The sequence below is a fragment of the Xanthomonas sp. WHRI 7065 genome (assembly GCF_040203115.2).
Classification (GTDB): domain Bacteria; phylum Pseudomonadota; class Gammaproteobacteria; order Xanthomonadales; family Xanthomonadaceae; genus Xanthomonas; species Xanthomonas arboricola.
The window spans coordinates 2,669,121-2,686,833 of the sequence record NZ_CP168194.1 but is presented as its reverse complement, the minus strand read 5'-3'; the positions used below and the strand labels follow the sequence as shown (position 1 = coordinate 2,686,833).

Annotated in this window: 19 protein-coding genes; 8 read left to right on the top strand and 11 right to left on the bottom strand. The window is 62.1% G+C overall.

Annotated features, from left to right (window positions below):
* Positions 1-36: 36 nt before the first annotated feature.
* Positions 37-1,023: an RluA family pseudouridine synthase gene (locus ABQY64_RS11240; protein WP_016904562.1), complete on the top strand. Its 987-nt coding sequence runs from the start codon at positions 37-39 to the stop codon at positions 1,021-1,023.
* Between the two features lie 123 nt (positions 1,024-1,146).
* On the opposite strand, the gene zupT is transcribed toward ABQY64_RS11240, so the two are convergent.
* The 3 genes from zupT to ABQY64_RS11225 all read right to left on the bottom strand — a co-directional run bounded on the left by zupT (position 1,147) and on the right by ABQY64_RS11225 (position 3,015).
* Complete coding sequence (zupT, locus tag ABQY64_RS11235) at positions 1,147-1,965, bottom strand: zinc transporter ZupT (RefSeq protein ID WP_349779404.1); 819 nt, start codon at positions 1,963-1,965, stop codon at positions 1,147-1,149.
* A 274-nt stretch (positions 1,966-2,239) separates the two neighbouring features.
* Positions 2,240-2,662 (bottom strand): energy transducer TonB, encoded by a 423-nt coding sequence (locus ABQY64_RS11230; RefSeq protein ID WP_349779405.1) that lies wholly within the window; start codon positions 2,660-2,662, stop codon positions 2,240-2,242.
* Complete coding sequence (locus ABQY64_RS11225; RefSeq protein WP_024938664.1) at positions 2,659-3,015, bottom strand: 4a-hydroxytetrahydrobiopterin dehydratase; 357 nt, start codon at positions 3,013-3,015, stop codon at positions 2,659-2,661. The genes ABQY64_RS11230 and ABQY64_RS11225 overlap by 4 nt, the downstream gene beginning before the upstream one ends.
* Positions 3,016-3,104: 89 nt before the next feature.
* Between ABQY64_RS11225 and ABQY64_RS11220 the strand changes: the two genes are divergently transcribed.
* On the top strand, positions 3,105-3,704 hold the full coding sequence (locus ABQY64_RS11220) for an NfuA family Fe-S biogenesis protein (RefSeq protein ID WP_039815233.1): 600 nt from the start codon (positions 3,105-3,107) through the stop codon (positions 3,702-3,704).
* A 13-nt stretch (positions 3,705-3,717) separates the two neighbouring features.
* A complete protein-coding gene (locus ABQY64_RS11215) occupies positions 3,718-5,535 on the top strand; it encodes a transmembrane repetitive protein (RefSeq protein WP_349779406.1) in 1,818 nt (605 codons plus the stop codon).
* Between the two features lie 481 nt (positions 5,536-6,016).
* On the opposite strand, the gene tcmP is transcribed toward ABQY64_RS11215, so the two are convergent.
* Positions 6,017-7,198: a three-Cys-motif partner protein TcmP gene (gene tcmP / locus ABQY64_RS11210; protein ID WP_374151294.1), complete on the bottom strand. Its 1,182-nt coding sequence runs from the start codon at positions 7,196-7,198 to the stop codon at positions 6,017-6,019.
* Between the two features lie 284 nt (positions 7,199-7,482).
* Here tcmP and ABQY64_RS11205 point away from each other — a divergent pair, with 284 nt between their 5' ends.
* On the top strand, positions 7,483-7,797 hold the full coding sequence (locus tag ABQY64_RS11205; RefSeq protein ID WP_349780599.1) for a hypothetical protein: 315 nt from the start codon (positions 7,483-7,485) through the stop codon (positions 7,795-7,797).
* A gap of 635 nt (positions 7,798-8,432) precedes the next feature.
* Here ABQY64_RS11205 and ABQY64_RS11200 read toward each other — a convergent pair.
* Together ABQY64_RS11200 and ABQY64_RS11195 are read right to left on the bottom strand one after the other, a co-directional pair.
* Positions 8,433-8,705, bottom strand: a complete 273-nt coding sequence (locus ABQY64_RS11200) for a BPSL0761 family protein (protein WP_154832056.1) — start codon at positions 8,703-8,705, stop codon at positions 8,433-8,435.
* A gap of 76 nt (positions 8,706-8,781) precedes the next feature.
* A complete protein-coding gene (locus ABQY64_RS11195) occupies positions 8,782-9,657 on the bottom strand; it encodes a DNA-binding protein (RefSeq protein WP_349780598.1) in 876 nt (291 codons plus the stop codon).
* Positions 9,658-9,765: 108 nt separating this feature from the next.
* On the opposite strand from ABQY64_RS11195, the gene ABQY64_RS11190 reads away from it, so the two are divergent.
* The 3 genes from ABQY64_RS11190 (at position 9,766) to ABQY64_RS11180 (ending at position 13,047) form a co-directional block, all read left to right on the top strand.
* Positions 9,766-10,848 carry a site-specific integrase gene (locus tag ABQY64_RS11190; RefSeq protein ID WP_349780597.1) on the top strand — a complete coding sequence of 361 codons (1,083 nt, stop codon included), beginning with the start codon at positions 9,766-9,768 and terminating at the stop codon, positions 10,846-10,848.
* An 85-nt stretch (positions 10,849-10,933) separates the two neighbouring features.
* Entirely contained in the window at positions 10,934-11,683 is a 750-nt protein-coding gene (locus ABQY64_RS11185; protein ID WP_104573372.1) for a DUF5131 family protein, read from the top strand.
* A gap of 83 nt (positions 11,684-11,766) precedes the next feature.
* Positions 11,767-13,047 (top strand): three-Cys-motif partner protein TcmP, encoded by a 1,281-nt coding sequence (locus tag ABQY64_RS11180; protein WP_349780596.1) that lies wholly within the window; start codon positions 11,767-11,769, stop codon positions 13,045-13,047.
* Positions 13,048-13,593: 546 nt separating this feature from the next.
* On the opposite strand, the gene ABQY64_RS11175 is transcribed toward ABQY64_RS11180, so the two are convergent.
* Both ABQY64_RS11175 and ABQY64_RS11170 read right to left on the bottom strand, forming a co-directional pair.
* Positions 13,594-14,235 (bottom strand): SseB family protein, encoded by a 642-nt coding sequence (locus ABQY64_RS11175; RefSeq protein ID WP_374151293.1) that lies wholly within the window; start codon positions 14,233-14,235, stop codon positions 13,594-13,596.
* A gap of 122 nt (positions 14,236-14,357) precedes the next feature.
* Entirely contained in the window at positions 14,358-14,624 is a 267-nt protein-coding gene (locus ABQY64_RS11170) for a BPSL0761 family protein (RefSeq protein WP_044305148.1), read from the bottom strand.
* A 262-nt stretch (positions 14,625-14,886) separates the two neighbouring features.
* On the opposite strand from ABQY64_RS11170, the gene ABQY64_RS11165 reads away from it, so the two are divergent.
* The gene (locus ABQY64_RS11165) at positions 14,887-15,489 is read left to right on the top strand and encodes a YkgJ family cysteine cluster protein (protein WP_065031415.1); all 603 of its coding nucleotides are present in this window, start codon (positions 14,887-14,889) and stop codon (positions 15,487-15,489) included.
* A gap of 68 nt (positions 15,490-15,557) precedes the next feature.
* Here ABQY64_RS11165 and ABQY64_RS11160 read toward each other — a convergent pair whose 3' ends face one another.
* The 3 genes from ABQY64_RS11160 to ABQY64_RS11150 form a co-directional block, all read right to left on the bottom strand.
* On the bottom strand, positions 15,558-15,950 hold the full coding sequence (locus ABQY64_RS11160; RefSeq protein WP_065031416.1) for a 4-oxalocrotonate tautomerase family protein: 393 nt from the start codon (positions 15,948-15,950) through the stop codon (positions 15,558-15,560).
* Between the two features lie 26 nt (positions 15,951-15,976).
* Positions 15,977-16,978, bottom strand: a complete 1,002-nt coding sequence (locus ABQY64_RS11155) for an NAD(P)-dependent alcohol dehydrogenase (RefSeq protein ID WP_180969286.1) — start codon at positions 16,976-16,978, stop codon at positions 15,977-15,979.
* A 334-nt stretch (positions 16,979-17,312) separates the two neighbouring features.
* Positions 17,313-17,669, bottom strand: coding sequence for a MerR family DNA-binding protein (locus ABQY64_RS11150; RefSeq protein ID WP_228903389.1), 357 nt, complete (start codon positions 17,667-17,669; stop codon positions 17,313-17,315).
* Between the last annotated feature and the right edge of the window lie 44 nt (positions 17,670-17,713).

The following is a 17,713-nucleotide window of genomic DNA, read 5'->3' as shown; positions in this document are numbered from 1 at the left end:
ATCTCGCTCGCCGAGTGTAACAGAATAAAGAGCCGGATGACCGACCCCCAGACCCCCAAGCCGCCCACCGACCGTGTGGGCGTGCGCATTCTCAAAGTTCCGGAAGACCGTGCTGGGCAGCGGCTGGACAATTTCCTGCTCGGCCAGCTCAAGGGCGCGCCACGCAGCCTGATCTACAAGCTGGTGCGCAGCGGACAGGTGCGGGTGAACGGCGGGCGGGCCAAGGCCGAGCGCAAGCTTGAGGGTGGCGAGGAAGTGCGGATCCCGCCGGTGCGCGTGGCCGAGGAGGGCGACAAGGCGGCGCCACCGGCATCGTTCCTGGCGCGGCTGGAAGCGGCGATCGTGTTCGAGGACGCGCGGCTGCTGGCGCTCAACAAGCCGTCCGGGGTCGCCAGCCACGGCGGCAGCGGGATCAGCTTCGGCGCCATCGAAACCCTGCGCGCCCTGCGGCCGAACCAGACCCTGGAACTGGTGCACCGGCTCGACCGCGATACCTCCGGCCTGCTGATCGTGGCGAAGAAGCGTTCGGCGCTGACCGAGCTGCAGGCCTTGATGCGCGAGGACGACCGTGTCGAAGGCCGTGGCATCACCAAGCGCTATCTGACCTTGCTGGTCGGCCGTATGCCGGACGGGGTGATGACGGTCGATGCGCCGCTGCACATCGGGCTGCGCCAGGGCGGCGAGCGGCATGTGCAGGTCAATGCGATCGGCAAGCCCTCGCTGAGCCACTTCAAGCTGCTGGAGCGACGCGGCGGGCACTCCTATTGCGAGGTCCGTATCGAAACCGGCCGCACCCACCAGATCCGCGTGCACGCCCAGCACCTGGGGCACCCGGTGGCCGGCGACGACAAGTACGGCGAAGCGGAGGTCAACAAGCGTCTGCGCGACCAGCTCGGCCTGAAGCGCCTGTTCCTGCACGCCGCTTCGCTGGAATTTGCGCTGGATGCCGGCAAGACGCCCTATGTGCTGAGCGCGCCGCTGGCGCCGGAGCTGGCCGAGGCATTGGACCGGCTAGGGCGCTGAGGCCGCCATTGCGCCGCGGCGAAGTTCCCATCCCGGTCTCGGCCGCCAGCGCGTCGCCGACGCGTCCTGGCGGTCGGCGCGATGGTCGTCGTGCCGGCGCTGCGGCTGCGGCTCCGCCGGGCGTTAAGGCGTGGCTAAGCGGAACAACACCAGGCTGATCGCCAGCGTGCCCATGCCGGCCACCAGGCCGTAGACCGTCTCGTGGCCCTTCGCGTAGCGCTTGGCCGCCGGCAACAATTCGTCCAGCGCCAGGAACACCATCACCCCGGAAATTAGGCCGAAGACCGTGCCAAACACCGCTTCGGACAGCACGCTGGACAAGGCCAGATAGCCGATGCCGGCACCGATCGGCTCGGCCAGTCCGCTGAGCAGGCTGGCGCCGAAGGCGTAGAACTTGTTGCGGGTGGCGAAGTACACCGGCACCGCAATGGCGATGCCCTCGGGAATGTTGTGGATGGCGATGGCGAACGCGAGCGGCATGCCGACCGCAGGGCTTTCCAGCGTGGCGAAGAAGGTCGCCAGGCCTTCGGGGAAATTGTGCGCGGTGATGGCGATGGCGGTCATCAAGCCGACCCGACGGATATAGGCACGGTTGTCGTCGCGGAACAGCGGATCGTCGCTGGACAGGCTCTGGTGCGGGTTGGGCACCAGGCGGTCGATCACCATGATCAGCAGCATGCCGGCCAGAAACGCCAGCGTGCCGAAGGTGAAGCCGAGCTTGTCGTTGTAGGCGTTGGAGAACGAGGCGATCGACTTGTTGAGAATCTCCGACAGCGACACATACACCATCGCGCCGCCGGCGAATGCCAGCCCGAATGCCAGCAGGCGCGGGTTGGGCTTCTTGGAGAACACGACCATCAGGCTGCCGAGTCCGGTCGCCAGGCCAGCGGCCAGCGTGACCGCAAATGCGGTCCAGACATTGTGGGATGACACTTCGAGCATGTGACGCACGACCTCGTGGAATAGAACGTACTCGGCGGGGGAGCGTGGCGACTGCTGCTGCGCATTTTGCGCATGACCACACTGCGGCTGCAGGATGGCCATGCCTGGATGACGAACGCGTGGTGTCTGGCGCGATAACCATGACGCGTGCACGCTGGCATCAGGCGTGCACCGCGGGTAGCTGGAGCTGATGCAGGCCGTTCGCCGTGCTCAGCCTTGCGTGCTGCGCGCCGGCGCGTTGCCGCGGCCGTACGCGCAAGGCATCAAAGGCGGCTTAGCCGCCTCGACGCGCACGCTCTTCGATGGCGAAGCATTCGTCCGGGCGCGGCACCGGCGGCTTGAACGCGACCGGCACCTGGATCGTCTGCGGCACTGCCTGGCCATTGCGCGTGGCGGCCCGGAATTTCCATTCGCGCACGCGGCTTTGCGCGGCTTCGTCCAGCACCGGCTGACCGCTGCTTTGCGATACCGAGACGTCGGTCGGGGTGCCTTCGACACCGACCACGACCCGAAGCACCGAGGTGCCGCCGATGCCGGCACAGGCCAGCTGCGGCGAGTATTCCGGCGGCGGGGTCTTCAAGGCGGCCAGTTCGGTCGGTGCCACCGCCGGGGCTGCGGGCTGCTGCGACGACTTGCCACATCCGCTGATGCCGATGGCAAGAAACAGGCCGGCGAGGGCAGCGCGAGACAGGGTCATGGGGTGGCTCCTTGATCGTAAAGCTGGGCGGCCTTGGCCGCACAGATGAAGTCGTTTTCGCTCAATCCGCCGACATCGTGGGTGGAATAGCGCACCACCACACGGTCGTAATGCACGCCCAGGTCGGGGTGGTGGTCCTCGCGGTGGGCGATCCAGGCCAGCGCGTTGACGAAGGCCAGCGTGCGGTAATAGTCGGCAAAGCGGAATGTGCGGGTGATCGCCGTGCCCACTTCGGCCAGCTCCCAACCCGGCACCTGCGGCAGCAGTTCAGCCAGACGCGCTTCGCCGAGCTTGTGGTCGCTGCCCTTGCGCGGCAGGCAATGGGCCTGTTCCAGGGGAATCAGATCGGTCATGACAGTCTCGCAGGGGTGGCGGACAGCGCGTTCACTCAGGATCACGGTGTTCCATGAGCGCAGGCGCATTGAGCGGTAGAATAACCCGCATGATCCAGATATCCGACAAAGCCCAAACCTATTTCCGCAAGCTCATCGAACGCGAGGGCGTGCCCGGCATGGGCGTGCGCCTGAGCGCGGTGGACGCGGGCACCCCGCGCGCCGACGCCCGGCTGGAGTTCGCCGAACCGGCGGACCTGAGCGGCGACGAATGGGCGATCGACTGCGACGGCTTCACCTTATATATCGTTGCCGCCAGCGTGCCCTGGGTGGATGGCGCCGAGATCGACTACGTCACCCAGTCCACCGGCAACCAGCAGCTCACCATCAAGGCGCCCAAGATCAAGGGCGAAGCGCCGGCCGATTCCGCATCGATGGTGGAGCGCGTGCGCTGGGTGGTGGAGAACGAGATCAACCCACAGCTGGCATCGCATGGCGGCCGTGTGGCGGTGCAGGAGGTCTCGGCAGAGGGTGTCGTGCTGCTGCGCTTCGGCGGCGGTTGCCACGGCTGCGGCATGGCCGATGTGACCTTGAAGCAGGGCATCGAGAAGACCCTGATGGGGCGCGTGCCCGGCGTGATTGCGGTGCGCGACGCGACCGACCACGCCACCGGCGACGCGCCGTATATCCCGCGCGACAGCGCGGCCTGATTCCCCGCCACCGGTGACCACGGCCGCCGATCTGCTGCAGGCACTGCGCGCGCGCATGCCGGGCAAGCTCATCCTGGATCGGCGCACCGGCCTGCCTTACGGCTGGGCAACCTGGATGAGCAGCCGCATCGGGCCGGCGGCTGCGTTCGACGATGACCAGGTGATGGGCGTGCTGCTGGCACGGCCAGCGCCGCCTGCAGGTGCTGGCATGGCGTCGCTGTTGTCGCCGTTCCAGGCATTTCGCAGCCTGTGGTGGCAGCACTGGGAGCCGCGGCCGAAAGACCAGCGGCCACAACACTGGCTGGCGCTGCTCGGCAGCCTGTTGATCCATCTTGGCTTCATCGCACTGCTGATCTGGGTCGTCACGGTGCGCTGGGCGCCGGATGACACCAAGACCGGCGACGAATCGCGGGTGCGCATGACCTTCATCGGCGACGGTGCGGCAGAGCAGGGCGGTGGGCAAGGGCAGCCCACTGACGCTGCGCAGGCCGCCTCGGGCGATGCGGCTTCGGCGCCGCAGTCCAGTGCATCTGCTGTGACCGCTGCGACCGGCAAGCCGAACGGGGCAAGCGCAGCGCCGCCGGTGCCTGCGCCTGTCGAGTCCGTCGACCCTCCTTCAAGCACAGCCCAGGCCCAGGACATCGCGCCGGAACCGGTGGCTGCCGCTGCCAGCGAACCGGTGGCTCCAGAGGTGCCACGCGTGACCGTACAGGTGCCGCCGGTGACGATCGAATCGCCGCTACAGGTCACCGAAACACCGGTGGCCACGAACGACTTTGTCGTGCCGCCGCCGCCCACGATCACGCTCGCTCCGCGTCCGGTCGCGCCGGCCGCACCGCAGATCGAGGTGCGTCAGCGCGATATCCAGACCGTGACCGAGCAGCCGCAGCTGCGCGAATTGCAGCGTCCCGCAGCGACCGTCGCGATGCGCACTGCCAACGCACCGACGGTGCGCGAGCGGGAAATCGTCGTTCCGGACCGGCCCCAGGTCGTTGCGCCATCGGTGCGCAGCCGCGAGATCACGCCGACTGTGCGCATGCCTGACGTGGCCATTCGAACGACCGAGTTGCCAAGCGTGCCGGATCCCGCGCCGCAACCGGCACCGGCCGGGCCAGCCCAGCAGACGCCGGCGACTCCAGCGCCGACATCGTCGACGTCGGTAGCTGCGGCAACGCAACCATCGGCGGCGTCCACGCAGCCCAATCAGGCACAGGCGAATTTGGCGCGATCGGCGCAACCCAGCAGCACTACGGCGGCAGCCGCATCGGCAGCCAAGCCGGCGACCAGCAATGCCGGCCCGGCGCCAGCAGATCGCAGCGGCGGCTGGGATGTTGCGGCCAATGCAGACGACTGGAGTAAATCCGACCGTCGTCGCGCCGGTGAAGCCACAGGCGCCAATGGAACACGCAATGGCATGTTCAACGCAGACGGCAGCGTTCACGTCGCCGCCGGAGCCGGCGATGCCGGCAACGGCGCCGGTGATCGAGGACCGCCAGGCAGCGAAACCGATACCTGGACCCGCGACCAGATCGCCCAGGGCGGCACCTGGCTCAAGCGTCCGCCGTACGGCTACACGCCGACCTCGCTGGACAAGTACTGGATGCCGAACCAGTCGCTGCTGCAGGAGTGGGTACGGCGCGGCCTGAAGAAGATCGAAATCCCGATCCCGGGCACGACCACCAAGATCAGTTGTGTGGTGTCGTTGCTGCAGTTCGGCGGCGGCTGCGGCCTGAGCGACCCGAATCTCAACGATCAGCCGGCAACAGCCAGACCGCCGCCGGATGTGCCGTTCAAGCGGGAGCTGCAGGAAGACAACGGGGCTGTGAGGTAGTCGGCTGCTAAACTGTTTCTGACATAATATACATTATGCGAAATAAGATATCCGGGCGGCATCGGCTCGACTTCGCTGGATTTGGCTCTTGTTGAGCGCGGCAACCGGGTTCGGTAAAGCTGTGACTTTTCACCCCACCACCGGCCAAGTCACAGGTCCGGCGTCCAGTTCGGGTAAGTCACAGGTTTTGCGCCTCCCGTTAGTTTTTGCCCTTGCTCGGGGTTGAGCGCAGCAATTTCTAACCAGCAGCCGCATCAACCCTCCCCAATGGCCGCACTCTAGTATCCCGGATTTCAACAGCCGCACTTTGGTAGCCCCACAAACCGCAACGCCGCGCTTTGAAATCCCCAGTTTCAACGCCGCTTCAGTTCGTACTCCTTCCAGGTCTCAATGAGACCGGCTCGTTCGTGTCCTTGGTTTCCTCTTGACTATGCCTGCGACGATGACGCAAAGCGAAGGCGTTCAAAAAAAATCGCCGTGGTCAGGCTGCCAGGCGTCGCAACACTTCGTTCTTACGATAGTTGACTACGTTCACAGTGCGTCGCCGTTTGGCGTTTGTGTTCTCGACAATGCCGGATTTGATCAGTTCGCCGAGCGCAGCCTGCAGCTCAGAAAGCAAACCGTCGGTTTCTTCGATCAGGTCAGCCATGGCGACCGTGTCGACAGTCAGAGTGCTCCCTACTTGAGGAAGCCTTCGCAGCCAGGCCATTTTCAAATCGTAGGACGGCATCGTCGGCTCATCTTCATGCTGGTCGGCATTGAAGAAGTCGCCTTGTCCCAGCTTCTCAGCCTTCTTGTCCAAGCGATGTTGCAGTTTGAGCCTCGTCTGCTGCTGCGCCGTTTTCTCTGCCTCTTCCCAGAACACCACCAGCCCCGCAGGGTGATGAGTGGCATATACCAAGTTGAAGATGACCTTTCTTTTGTTAATGTATTCCACCGGAAGCATGGCGGTGCGCAGACGCTGACCACCATGGCCATCGCACACGTCCGCAAGTTTTCGTCGATAACGTCGCATCAGCTCGCGTTGTTTGGCTTCGCCCCCGTGGATCACTGCGTCACGCCAATCTGTGCCAAACACCGCAGCCAAGTTGGTGTCCTGCTCGGCTAGGCCGGTTGCCAGATTGACGAAGTTCCACATGAAATTGATGAGGAGCTCGGTGTGTGGCCGCTTAAGAAAAGGGGCCAGCACGGTCGGTTCAATGATGCCTTTCCAGCCAAAGGGATCGACGAACACGAAAGCGAATTCGTCCGGCTGCAGCCAGCGCAATATGGCTGGGGTTGCCTCTGAGAAAGAAGTACGCCAGATTTCCGGCCGGGCGATACTCGACGGCGCGTGCTGGACATGAGCGTTCAGCAGGTCCACGCGCTCGGTATCGGATTCCACGAAAATCGAGCGAATTTGCACCTGACGTTGCATCTTCTCACGCAGCTGCGCTTGGCAGGCCGCCATGATGTGGATAGCGATACCTGGAGACGTGTCGGACAGGTCATCAGTGGACGATTTCCATGGGCCAGCAAAACAGTCGATGTATGCGATCTTGCTCCATTGCTGTCCGATGATCATCAAGCAGCGCTCAAGATAGGACGCCAAAATGGTGTGTTTAACCAAGGAGTGTTCCCTGTCTTCATAGCGCGCCAAGGCTTGGCGAGTGACTCCGTTCATTCCCTCTTCCCCCTGTTGATCTAGCTCACGTTGGCCTTCTTGGAGCGTCGCTTGCCACCGACTCCCCAGTCGCCACATTGCTTGAAGAAGAAGGTAGCATCCTGAGCTTCGCACTGCACACGACTCACGCGCGCCCGATCCGGACGCAGGGGCGTGCTTTCTGCGCGAACTTCACGCCGAAGCACGTTGAGTGATGCGGGGTTGCTAATAACCTATAAGCGGATTGACTCAAGTTCTGCGTACGTCTTGCCGATGTTTATCACAGATTTCTATGATTGAACTCGATGCACATCATCCTCTTACTAGTAGTCGCAGGCTCTCTTCTTTGGGGATTGCTTGCCTTTACTCCATATCTCATTTCCCTTGGGTGGCCGGCATCGCTCGCCGTGCCCCTTGTAACGCTCATTGATCTTCCATGCGGTTTGAGCGCGTTCTATCTTGCGGACCTGTTAAACTCGCACTACAGGAAGAACAACGAGTTCTTGAGGCGATTTTACGCCGAGCTTCACTCTGATCTGCTCTCTTTACTGGTGTTTGCAGCCGTACTCTCTGCGATCTTCAGCCTGGCTAAAAACAAGCTACTCCTTGTCGAACATTGACATTGCGTGCTTGGGCGTACCCTTGTTTATTTACGCAATTGACACAATCGCGCGGGCTCGCGATCCAGTAGGGATTCTGCGGTTTGGCAGGCCCCTCCGGCTTATCTTTATGGCGTTCCCGGCCGTCATGTTGGTGGGCTGCGGATGGATGCTTATTCGCATCTATTCGGGTGAGGTCCCGGCGGCGGCTTCGTTGTGGATCCAGGTATGCATCCTCCTTGCCGGATTCTCTTCCTACGTTGGAGCCAAGCAACTGAGTTACTTCATGAGGCACCGGCGTCTGGGTATCTCTCCGACGTTGCAGCAGACATTTCTTCGGCTGAGGGGCGGCAAGCCAGGCATCTATGACGAGGCGGTTGTATTGGCGGAGCGCTTCCGCAGAGAGATGCTTGTCGCCACGTCAAAGGCCGCGGCGGACCGGCGAAAGTCCTTTAAGCGCAAGAAGTCTAGGCCCTGAGATCGTCTGCACGGACCGGCAGGGGCTTGCCCAAATTAGGGAAGGTGCCTGTCTGGGTGTCGGAAATGGACTCGGCGAGCCGGTCTCGCACCCGTTTCACCGAGACTTCTAGGTCGCCGCTCCTCAGGCATTCCCGTCCCCTACGTGGCTCCTACGTGGCTTTGTATACGCGCCATCGTTAAATTCGATGAGGACCTTTGGGGTAACTGCGAAACCACTCCTGCTCGAACTGCGAGGTTAGATACGGCCGCACAAACGCCGATTGGGTGAGGTCCCGCAACCGCTCCTCATGCTGGGCGATGGCTTCCACATCACTGAGTGTCGGGTAGTGACGCAACAGCCGATGGGCTTCCTCGCGCACGGACTTGGGCACGGCTTGGCTGCCGGCGAGTTCTTTGAGAAACGCCCCGGCTTGTAGCAGATTGCGAGTGCGCTCGTCAGGCAGGGTCATGCGACTGCTCACCAAGACTAAGGAGTTCTTAGCGTAGCGCTTAGCCCCACCCGCTTGCCAGCGGCGAGGGCGCAGCCTACCGCTTGGGCAACCTGCGCGTGGCACTAGCAGCCTTTTTCTTGATGGCGGGCCGCGCATTGGCGGGACGTGGTTGTGCGAGTGCCTGCGCCCGTGCCTGGGCAGCGGCGCTCTCACGTTCGGCGCTATGCTGGGCCCGTTCGGCCGCACGTCGGCCTTGATCGGCCTCGCGCAGTGCTGCGACATGTTCGCGGGCCTGCGTAGCCAGTTGGGCCTTGTGCACCTTGGCTTCCTGGCGCAGGCGATCGATCTCGGTGTAAGCCCGATCCTCGACCTGGCGCAGGTGCGTCTGCAGGGTTTCGCGTTCGCCCGCGGCCGCGCTTCGTTCCTGCTCCAGACGGGATTGGGCGCTGTGCAGCTGCACTTCCAGGGCGCCCCGGCGCCCGCTCAGCTCCTCCAGTTGCCGCTGCAGCGCGCCCACCTGTACGGCGAGCTCGCCGGCTCGTTGCTCGCAGACGGCTAAAGCCGCCTCGGCGATCTGGGCAGCAACTACCGCCTGCTGGCGTTGTGCCTCAATGGCGGCAATGCGCTCGCGCTCGGCGGTCACACGGGTTTCTATCTCGGCTTGGGCATTGGCCAGAAAAGCGCGCTCTGGCGCCAGCGCAGCGTCTGCTTGTCCACGCCCGGCCGTTAACGCCAATTCCCACACTTTGGCTAAGGCCACGCCCACATCCTCCGGAACCTCCGGCAGCGCCAGCCGGTGATCGAGCCGCTGGGAGAGCTGAGTCCACCACGCGTCCAGCAACGGCCCGATCGTATTCGGCGAACCGCGTCCGAGGTGCAGGCGCACGCGTTCGACGGTCGGCCGTTCGCCGGCGCCGAGCAACGCATCAGCCGCCTTAAAGACCTCGTTTTCTTGGATTCCTTTGGCCATCTGATGCCCTCCGACTCGAACGCCCTACCCCATTGCCAATCCATGTCCGATAACAGATAGTTATCGGCAGTAGACACCTTAAATTGCAGTATTTAATACGTACGACATATGAAATCTAACATGCTCGCGCCTAGTGTCCCTGCCTTCCGCATTCTCGCTCCGGATCGTCTCGCGATGCAGGCTGCCGACGCCGTGCGCGAACTGCTGGCCGAAGCAGCCGCAGCCAATACCACCCGCAGCTATGCCACCGCCCTGCGGTACTGGGCGGCCTGGTTCCAGAGTCGCTTTGGGCAGCCGATCACGCTGCCGGTGCCCGAGCCGGCGGTGGTCCAGTTTGTGGTCGACCACTTGGCCCGGCGCGGAAAGACTGGCCTGACATGGGAGCTGCCGCCGGCACTGGATGCACACCTGGTCGCAGCTGGCCTCAAGCAGAAGCTCGGTCCATTTAAGCTCAGCACTGTTGTGCATCGCGTGGCTGTGCTCTCGGCGGCCCACCAAGCGCATAAGGCCGCTAACCCGTGTGAAGCGCCTGCAGTACGCCAGCTGCTCAAGCGCGGGCGCCGCGCCTCGGTCAAACGTGGCGAGCGGCCACACAAGAAGACTGCCATCACCCGTAGCGAACTTGAAGCGCTGCTGGTCACCTGCGACGATTCATTAGAGGGGCTTCGGGATAAGGCCCTGCTGCTATTCGGCTTTGCCAGTGGAGGGCGGCGACGCAGCGAGATCGCCGCAGCCAACTGGCAGGACTTGCGCCGCGTTGGTCAGACCGCTTTCGTCTACCGGTTAGAACACAGTAAGACCCAGCAGGCCGGCCCCAATGCTAGCGGCACCCCAGACAAGCCGGTGCTTGGCCGCGCCGGTGCTGCGCTGGATGCCTGGTTGAATGCGGCGGCCATAATCGACGGCCCCCTCTTCCGTCGTCTCTGGAAGGATCGCGTCGGCCCGGCGCTGTCGCCTAAGGCGGTCGCCGCGATCGTGCAGCGCCGCGCGCGCCTGGCCGGGCTGGAGGGAGACTTTGGTGGGCACAGCCTTCGCTCGGGCTTCATTACTGAAGGCGGTCGCCAGGGCGTCGCCCTGCCCGCCTTGATGGCGCTGACCCAACATCGCTCGGTGGCCCAGGCGATTGGGTATTTCCAATCCGGCAGCGCCACCAACAATCCCGCCGCATGCCTGCTTGAGGACGCGCAGTGACCGGTCTTGCCGTGCTTGCTACACTTCACGCGTCGTCTCAGCGCCTGAAACTGCGCGTCAATATCCTGCAGAAAAGGACAAGCGCATGACAACCACGTCCAAGATCGAATGGACCGAGCAGACCTGGAATCCGATCGTCGGTTGCACCAAGATCTCGGCCGGCTGCAAGAACTGCTACGCCGAAACCCTCGCCCGCCGCCTCAAGGCCATGGGCACGGTCGGCTATGAGAATGGCTTCGCGCTCACCCTGCTGCCAAGCCGACTTGAAGAGCCGCTTAAGCGCAAGAAGCCAACCACGTACTTCGTCAACTCGATGTCGGATCTGTTCCACGAGAAGGTACCCGACATCTACATCGAGCAGATCGTTGCGGTGATGGCGGCCACGCCGCAGCACTCCTATCAGGTACTCACCAAGCGAGCTGCGCGGATGGCGCGGTTCTTCCGCACGCGCACGGTGCCAACCAACGTCTGGCTGGGTGTATCGGTCGAGAATCGCCGCCACGGCGTGCCACGCATCGACTATCTACGCACAATAAACGCCGGCATCCGCTTTCTTTCGGTCGAGCCGTTGCTCGAGAACGTTGGCGCACTGGACCTGAGCGGTATCCATTGGGTCATCGTTGGCGGCGAGTCTGGGCCTAAGGCACGACCAATGGCGCCCGAATGGGCCGAGGCAGTGCGCGTGCAGTGCCACGCCCAGAAGGTCGCCTTTTTCTTCAAGCAATGGGGTGGCTGGGGCGCCGACGGCAAGCGTCGCGCCAAGGCCAAGAATGGTCGGCTGCTCAACGGGCGCACCTGGGACGAAATGCCGGCTCATGTCGCCGCCATGGCCTAAGGGCGAGTGAAAGACTCCATTTTTGGCGTTTTCCCTGTTCTAGCGCATAAACTCAAAGCAGTTCCAGCAGCCCAGGAAAGTCGGTGGTTAAGAAAGCCTACGAATGGTCGGCCGACGGCGCCCCTGCGCAAATCGCCCAACACAGCGTCGCCAAGCACGAGGTCTTGAAGGCTTATCTGCTCGAGTATATGCAGACGTTAGTCAGCTCGCCGCATCAAGACGCCATGCGTGTCACGCTGGTCGACGGGTTCGCTGGCGGCGGCATCTATAGTCACGAGGATACCGGGGAGCGGGTACTTGGTTCCCCCTTTGCGTTTCTCAACACAGTGCGCGAGGCTCAGGCGCTGATGAGCATGCAGCGCACCAAGCCGCTACAGATGCTGGTGGACTACGTCTTCATCGAGAAGCATCCCGACGGCTTCGCTTCCCTGCAGAAGACTCTGCGCGACGAAGGCTTCGGCGAACGTTTTGGCACAGACATCCATCTGCATCAGGGCGGCTTCGAAGATCACGCCGCCGCGATCATCCAGTTCATCAAGGGCAAGAGTCCGCGCAAAGGCCGCTCGCTGTTCTTGCTCGACCAGTACGGCTATAGCGACGTGCCACTGCCGATGATCCGCAACATCCTGCGCGAGCTACCGCGCTCGGAGGTGATCCTGACCTTCGCGGTCGACTCCTTCATCAACTTCGTCAGCGACACGCTGCAGTCGCGCAAGACGTTGCAGTCGATGGGCATCCCCGACGTGTTCAAGGGCCGCTCGGTGCGCGAGATCAAAGTCAACGAGCCCGAGTTCCGTCTGTTCATCCAGAGCCGCCTGTACCAAAGCTTGATCGAGAAAACTGGCGCGCAGTACTACACGGTGTTCTTCATCCGCACGACCGGCCACGGCGACTACTGGCTGGTGCATCTGTCGCAGCACCCGAAGGCTCGCGACGTCATGACCGGCGTGCACTGGAAGAGCAACAACGATTTTCTGCACTACGGCGGCGCCGGCATCGACATGTTCCAGGGCGCGATCCTGGGATACCATACGCGCAGGGACGACGACTTCCTCGGCCAGAATGCCCTGCCCTTCGGGTTCGACGACCCCGCGGCCGAAGCGAGCGTCAAGGCGCTGATGGAGCAACTGCCGCGGCGTATCCACGTTGACGCCGGCCTCACACTGGGTGAGCTTTTCGCAACCACCTGCAACACCTCGCCGGCCGACAGCGACAAGTACAAGCATGCGTTGGCAAGGCTGATCGAGCTCAAGGAGATAGATGCCTTCTCGCCCGAAGGCAGGCGGCGCCTGAAGGCTACGACACTGACCCACGCCGACCGGCTCACGCCCAGCCGGCAATCGAAGCTATTCACTGGTCGCTAGTCGCTACCTGCCACGTAAGCCATGCCCGGTGAAGCACGAGCCTCCAATTCAGTGAAAATCACGAACGCGTACAGCGGTAGAGGGGCGTGCTTGCAAGCGTCCAATGTCGCGCCGCCGCCGCGATAGGCGTACAGCGAGTCATCCTGCCAGATTCTACTGAGGTATTACACTGGCCGTCGCGACGCCTCCACCAAAGCTTCTGACATCTCAAGTAGAGGGTCGGCAGGGATTCGTGAGAAAAACAGCCGAATCGGCTCTAACACCATGATTCAACGAGGAAACACCCCTCGACGTCAGGCAGTTCGTGGATTACAGACCTAGGCTTGATCGAACCAGAAGCCGCGTGACACAGGCATTCCTGGAGTACTGCTCAGGAAGGCTCCGACCATCGCCTGATCCATTGCAGTAGTTCCTCGTGCGGGATCGTACGTCCAGCGTCGACGTCGGCCATACCCTCGCGGGTCCGCCGATCCTTCTCTTCCTCGGTCAATTCCGGAAGGAGTGCTAGTAGCTTGTCTTCAGGGCTCATAGGCCGATGAGCTGCGCTCAAGTTGGCTTGATTCTCGTGAATATGGGCAGGATCTGGGGATCATCCAAGCCCGCCGGCAAAGGCAGCGATACGTCATGGACCGCCAAGTCGATGATTACGTCCAAATCTGAGCATAAGGGCTGTATGGCGGTGGTCACCAGACGAGCCGCCCGCTCGGCGAAAGCCAGGTCGACCACGAGCCAGATCAACAGACCGGGAGGCTGTTCGACGCCCCCTGACGAGTGAGTTTCCAGGAGATACGCCGATGAGACGAAGTCGGCGTGCTCAAGGCTGCCGCTGATGGCCGGAGCGAGCCAAGCCGGTGCGGCCTGGGCAGGCCTCACCGCGAACTCCGCCGGCGCCAGCCGTTCCACCCTGGCCAGAAAGCCCGTATCCAAGAATGTCGCAACCTCTTCCGGGTACAGGACAACGCCGCCGTCGTTGGGATTGAGCATCAACGTCGCGCCGCGAGTACCGGTTAGCAGCTCACGGCCTGAAACTCCCAGAATTCTGACAGCAGCCGAGCTGGCCGCCTGCGCCTTGTCGAGCGAGGTAAAGAAAGGGATCGCATCGAAACCGTCAGGATGGCGGAACTGGACGAGGCGCAGTGTCCGCGCGTCGTCCGAGACGGGCGCATGCACGTACACGATCGCATCCATCAGTCGCTTGAAGAATGCGCGTTCCTCGGCTGCACTGTCGCGGGCCCGTTCAAAGGAAGCCTCCAGCGCTGTCTCCGCAGACGTAGTCCCTCTTCCACGCGGCCTGCTCGGTTGCTTCATGGTCAGATGCGATGAGGGCCAAGCGGGTACCCGGAGAACCAATCCGCCTCGATCTCGCTGCTCAGGTAGGGCCGTACGAAGGCCGACTGGGTCAGCGCTCGCAGCCGCTCTTCGTGCTCAGCAATCGCCTCGATGTCGCTGACGGTTGGATAGTGCCGCAGCAGTCGATATGCCTCTTGCCGCACCTCTTTCGGCACGGCTTGGCTGGCCGCTAGCTGCCTGAGGAATGCGCCCGCCTGCAGCACATTGCGGGTGCGCTCAGATGGCATCGTCATAACATCAAGAATGACTATCGCTAAGGAATGCTTAGCTTATCGCGTTTGTGGCCGGCCAGCGCACGGTGCAACTACAGACCTTGCGATTCCTTGATTAATGTAATATAATCAATAGCTTACTTCGCATAACGTCGCTTATGTAAAGCCGCGACGTGGCCGGTATGGTGAGTCTGTGTCTGAGTGGCTCCGCCCTCGACTGGCGTCTTGCTCACGTTGTAGGTTTCGAGAATCAACCCGGCACGCTTGAGGGGCACCGATGACGCAGCAAACGGATGACTCAGAGCGCGATCCTGCTCAGGCCAAGAAGAATGCTCAGGCGAATTTCGATCGAATGCTTACTGGCATTCCGATGGAAATCCAAGACAGAGAAGCCAGCTTGGCCAGTCGGCTGGCCGCCTTGCCTGGAAGCCCGATAAAAAAGCTGCGCGCCTTGCACAGGGAAATGGAGATCCTGTCCGCTGCGATAGCTCCGTATGTCGCATGCAGTGCGGGGTGCTCGGCATGTTGCCACTACCCGGTGCACCTTTATCCCGTTGAGGCCGAGCTTATTGAGAAGCGCTCCTCGCATTCTCGATTGCCGAAGTCGCTTCCTAGTGCCGACTTCCATGGTTCGCCTTGCCCCTTCCTCATCCAGGAACAATGCTCGATCTACCAGGACCGTCCGATGGTTTGCCGCCAGCATGTTGCGTTGACCAACACGGCGTACTGGTGCGATCCGGTCAGATCGGGCGAAATCACTTTGCCGATGGCCCAACTCTCCAAAGTTCAAGAAGCTTTTCATGAGCTCGTAGCAAAAGATGGCCGCACGACCCCCATGGACATCAGACAGATCTTTGCGGTACCCGGCGAAAGCTCCTAGGTATGTAAGTCCCTTAAAACTTGTCCGGACAGCGCGCCTTCGCGCGAGATATGCGCGCAATGGGAATGTCAGGACCGATGGAACCGCGCTTCCTGCGTATGCCCACCGTAGCCATAGGCCGAGGCGCGCGCATCGTGGACATGTACATAGCTTGTCGGGTGCACGGGGCCTAACATGCGCTCAAAGCAAGCGAATACCTCGGCAAGATACTCCGCCTTCTCCGCTTTGGTGTTGGTCTCATCCGTCACGATGATCTCCAGCGAAAAGCTTGCGACGCCAATCTCGCTCAGCGTCATTCCTCCGATCAGCCAATCTTCAGGCCGGACATACGTGATGATCGTCGCGATCAGGCCCGCCTTCTTTCCTAGAATCCGGCTGGTCAGATCGCTCACCTGTTTAGATATCTTCGCGGTCAGCGCTGGCGACGAAGAGGCAGAGACTTTGATGTTGATCAGAGGCATGAAGGAGCTCGTGTGAAACCGATAGGCTAGTTGATGGCGATGACCACTTTTCCGATGGGCCTTCCATGTTCCATCCGCGCAAACGCGGCAGCAGCTTCAGCGAAAGGAAAGATGGTGTCGATAACCGGCACGATGGCGTGCTCGTCGATGAAGCGGACAAGGGCTTGGGTCATTTTCTTGGAGCCCACTACCACTCCGGTGAGCGACTTTCCGCCGATGAGTGAGAATGGATCGATGCTCAATGCAAATCCGCCAGCGACGCCACCGATGGTCACGACTTTGCCGCCGGGGCGCAGACTTCGCAACGAACGAGCAATCGTGCCGGCTCCACCGATGTCCATCACCAGATCTACGCCGCCGGTCGTGCGGAGCACCGTTTCATCCCAGTTGGGATCGGTGTTGTAGTTGATGTCAGCTTGTGCCCCCAATGCCACCATATGCTCGATGCCCTCTTCCCTCCCAGAGAGCACCGTGACGCGCAAGCCGGCTGCCAGCGCGAGTTGGACCGCCCATGTAGACACGCCGCCGGTGCCCTGAATCAGCACATGAGCACCGTCGGGCAGCGCGCCCAACTCAAACAACGCGTGCCAGGCAGTGACCCCTGCGCAGGCGATCGTAGAAGCTTGCTCCCACGACAGAGTGCGTGGCGCGTGCACCAATGCGCTTTGATCTACCACCAGATGTGTCGTCAGCACACCGTCGATGTTGCCACCCAGCGACAGGGACAGCGTTTGCTCGCTGGGAAATCCCTCAGTCCACCGCGGAAAGAAGATGGGGAGTACGGCATCACCGATGGAGAAGTCGGTGATCGCCGAACCTACAGCTATTACTTGTCCGGCGGCGTCCGATAATGGGATGCGGGCTTCGCCGGCCCCCATCTGACCGTGAGCAACGAGTAAGTCGCGGTAGTTGAGCGAGGCGGCCCTGACGGCCAGTAGCACCTGGTTCTCACCCAAGGACGAGGGCGGAACCTCGATTCTGTGAAGGCTTTGTGGACCCTGTCCACGGATGACGCGGTAGGCGTGCATGAGGCTCATTCGGCGAGGTTGGTGAGCGTGGCGATCGAGATGGCGCAATGGCACAACGCATTCTTTGATGACGCCACTAATGAACAATATGGGCCGGATAGCCGATCGAGCTGAGTGCTTGCTTTATCAGCTCAAGCGGACGGCGGGTTTCGAGACTGATGCGGCGTTGGTCCGGCATGAACTGCGCCCGCATCGAGGGGTCTACGCTCATCAGCGCACGTCGAATGGGTGCCACACATGCGCTGCAAGCCATGGCCGGGATATGTAGTCGATGCATGCGTTGCTGCTCCAACCAGCAGGGATAGCTAGCGTCAGGCTTCCCACTGTGGCAACGTCAATGCCCGTTCGTCGGACTCGCCAAATCATCCAGAATCGGACATTCCGGGCGGTTGTCGCCATGGCATCGACTTGCTAGGTCGCGCAGCGTTCGCTGCATGGCCTGCATCTCGGTAATCTTGATCTGCAGATCGTCGATGTGGCCCTGGGCCAGTTTCTTGACCTGGGCGCTGGCTCGCCGGTCATCGCTCCACAAGCCTAATAGCGATTGGATTTGTTTGATGGAAAATCCCAGGTTGCGGGCACGACGAATGAACCGAAGCCTGTGCACATCGGCATCGGTGTAAAGGCGATAGCCAGCAAAGGTGCGACTAGCCGGAGGGATCAGATCGATCCCTTCATAGTGGCGAATCATCTTGGCGCTGACCTCGCTGAGCGCGGCGGCCTCGCCAATGTTAT

Bases quoted from the DNA above. Each gene is read 5' to 3' on its own strand.
- ABQY64_RS11165 (WP_065031415.1), top strand. From the start codon at position 14,887: ATGACGCAGCAAACGGATGACTCAGAGCGCGATCCTGCTCAGGCCAAG.
- ABQY64_RS11200 (WP_154832056.1), bottom strand. From the start codon at position 8,705: ATGACCCTGCCTGACGAGCGCACTCGCAATCTGCTACAAGCCGGGGCG.
- tcmP (WP_374151294.1), bottom strand. From the start codon at position 7,198: ATGAACGGAGTCACTCGCCAAGCCTTGGCGCGCTATGAAGACAGGGAA.
- ABQY64_RS11160 (WP_065031416.1), bottom strand. From the start codon at position 15,950: ATGCCTCTGATCAACATCAAAGTCTCTGCCTCTTCGTCGCCAGCGCTG.
- ABQY64_RS11240 (WP_016904562.1), top strand. From the start codon at position 37: ATGACCGACCCCCAGACCCCCAAGCCGCCCACCGACCGTGTGGGCGTG.
- zupT (WP_349779404.1), bottom strand. From the start codon at position 1,965: ATGCTCGAAGTGTCATCCCACAATGTCTGGACCGCATTTGCGGTCACG.
- ABQY64_RS11205 (WP_349780599.1), top strand. From the start codon at position 7,483: ATGCACATCATCCTCTTACTAGTAGTCGCAGGCTCTCTTCTTTGGGGA.
- ABQY64_RS11170 (WP_044305148.1), bottom strand. From the start codon at position 14,624: ATGCCATCTGAGCGCACCCGCAATGTGCTGCAGGCGGGCGCATTCCTC.
- ABQY64_RS11195 (WP_349780598.1), bottom strand. From the start codon at position 9,657: ATGGCCAAAGGAATCCAAGAAAACGAGGTCTTTAAGGCGGCTGATGCG.
- ABQY64_RS11190 (WP_349780597.1), top strand. From the start codon at position 9,766: ATGAAATCTAACATGCTCGCGCCTAGTGTCCCTGCCTTCCGCATTCTC.
- ABQY64_RS11225 (WP_024938664.1), bottom strand. From the start codon at position 3,015: ATGACCGATCTGATTCCCCTGGAACAGGCCCATTGCCTGCCGCGCAAG.
- ABQY64_RS11230 (WP_349779405.1), bottom strand. From the start codon at position 2,662: ATGACCCTGTCTCGCGCTGCCCTCGCCGGCCTGTTTCTTGCCATCGGC.
- ABQY64_RS11185 (WP_104573372.1), top strand. From the start codon at position 10,934: ATGACAACCACGTCCAAGATCGAATGGACCGAGCAGACCTGGAATCCG.
- ABQY64_RS11155 (WP_180969286.1), bottom strand. From the start codon at position 16,978: ATGCACGCCTACCGCGTCATCCGTGGACAGGGTCCACAAAGCCTTCAC.
- ABQY64_RS11220 (WP_039815233.1), top strand. From the start codon at position 3,105: ATGATCCAGATATCCGACAAAGCCCAAACCTATTTCCGCAAGCTCATC.
- ABQY64_RS11175 (WP_374151293.1), bottom strand. From the start codon at position 14,235: ATGGATGCGATCGTGTACGTGCATGCGCCCGTCTCGGACGACGCGCGG.
- ABQY64_RS11150 (WP_228903389.1), bottom strand. From the start codon at position 17,669: ATGATTCGCCACTATGAAGGGATCGATCTGATCCCTCCGGCTAGTCGC.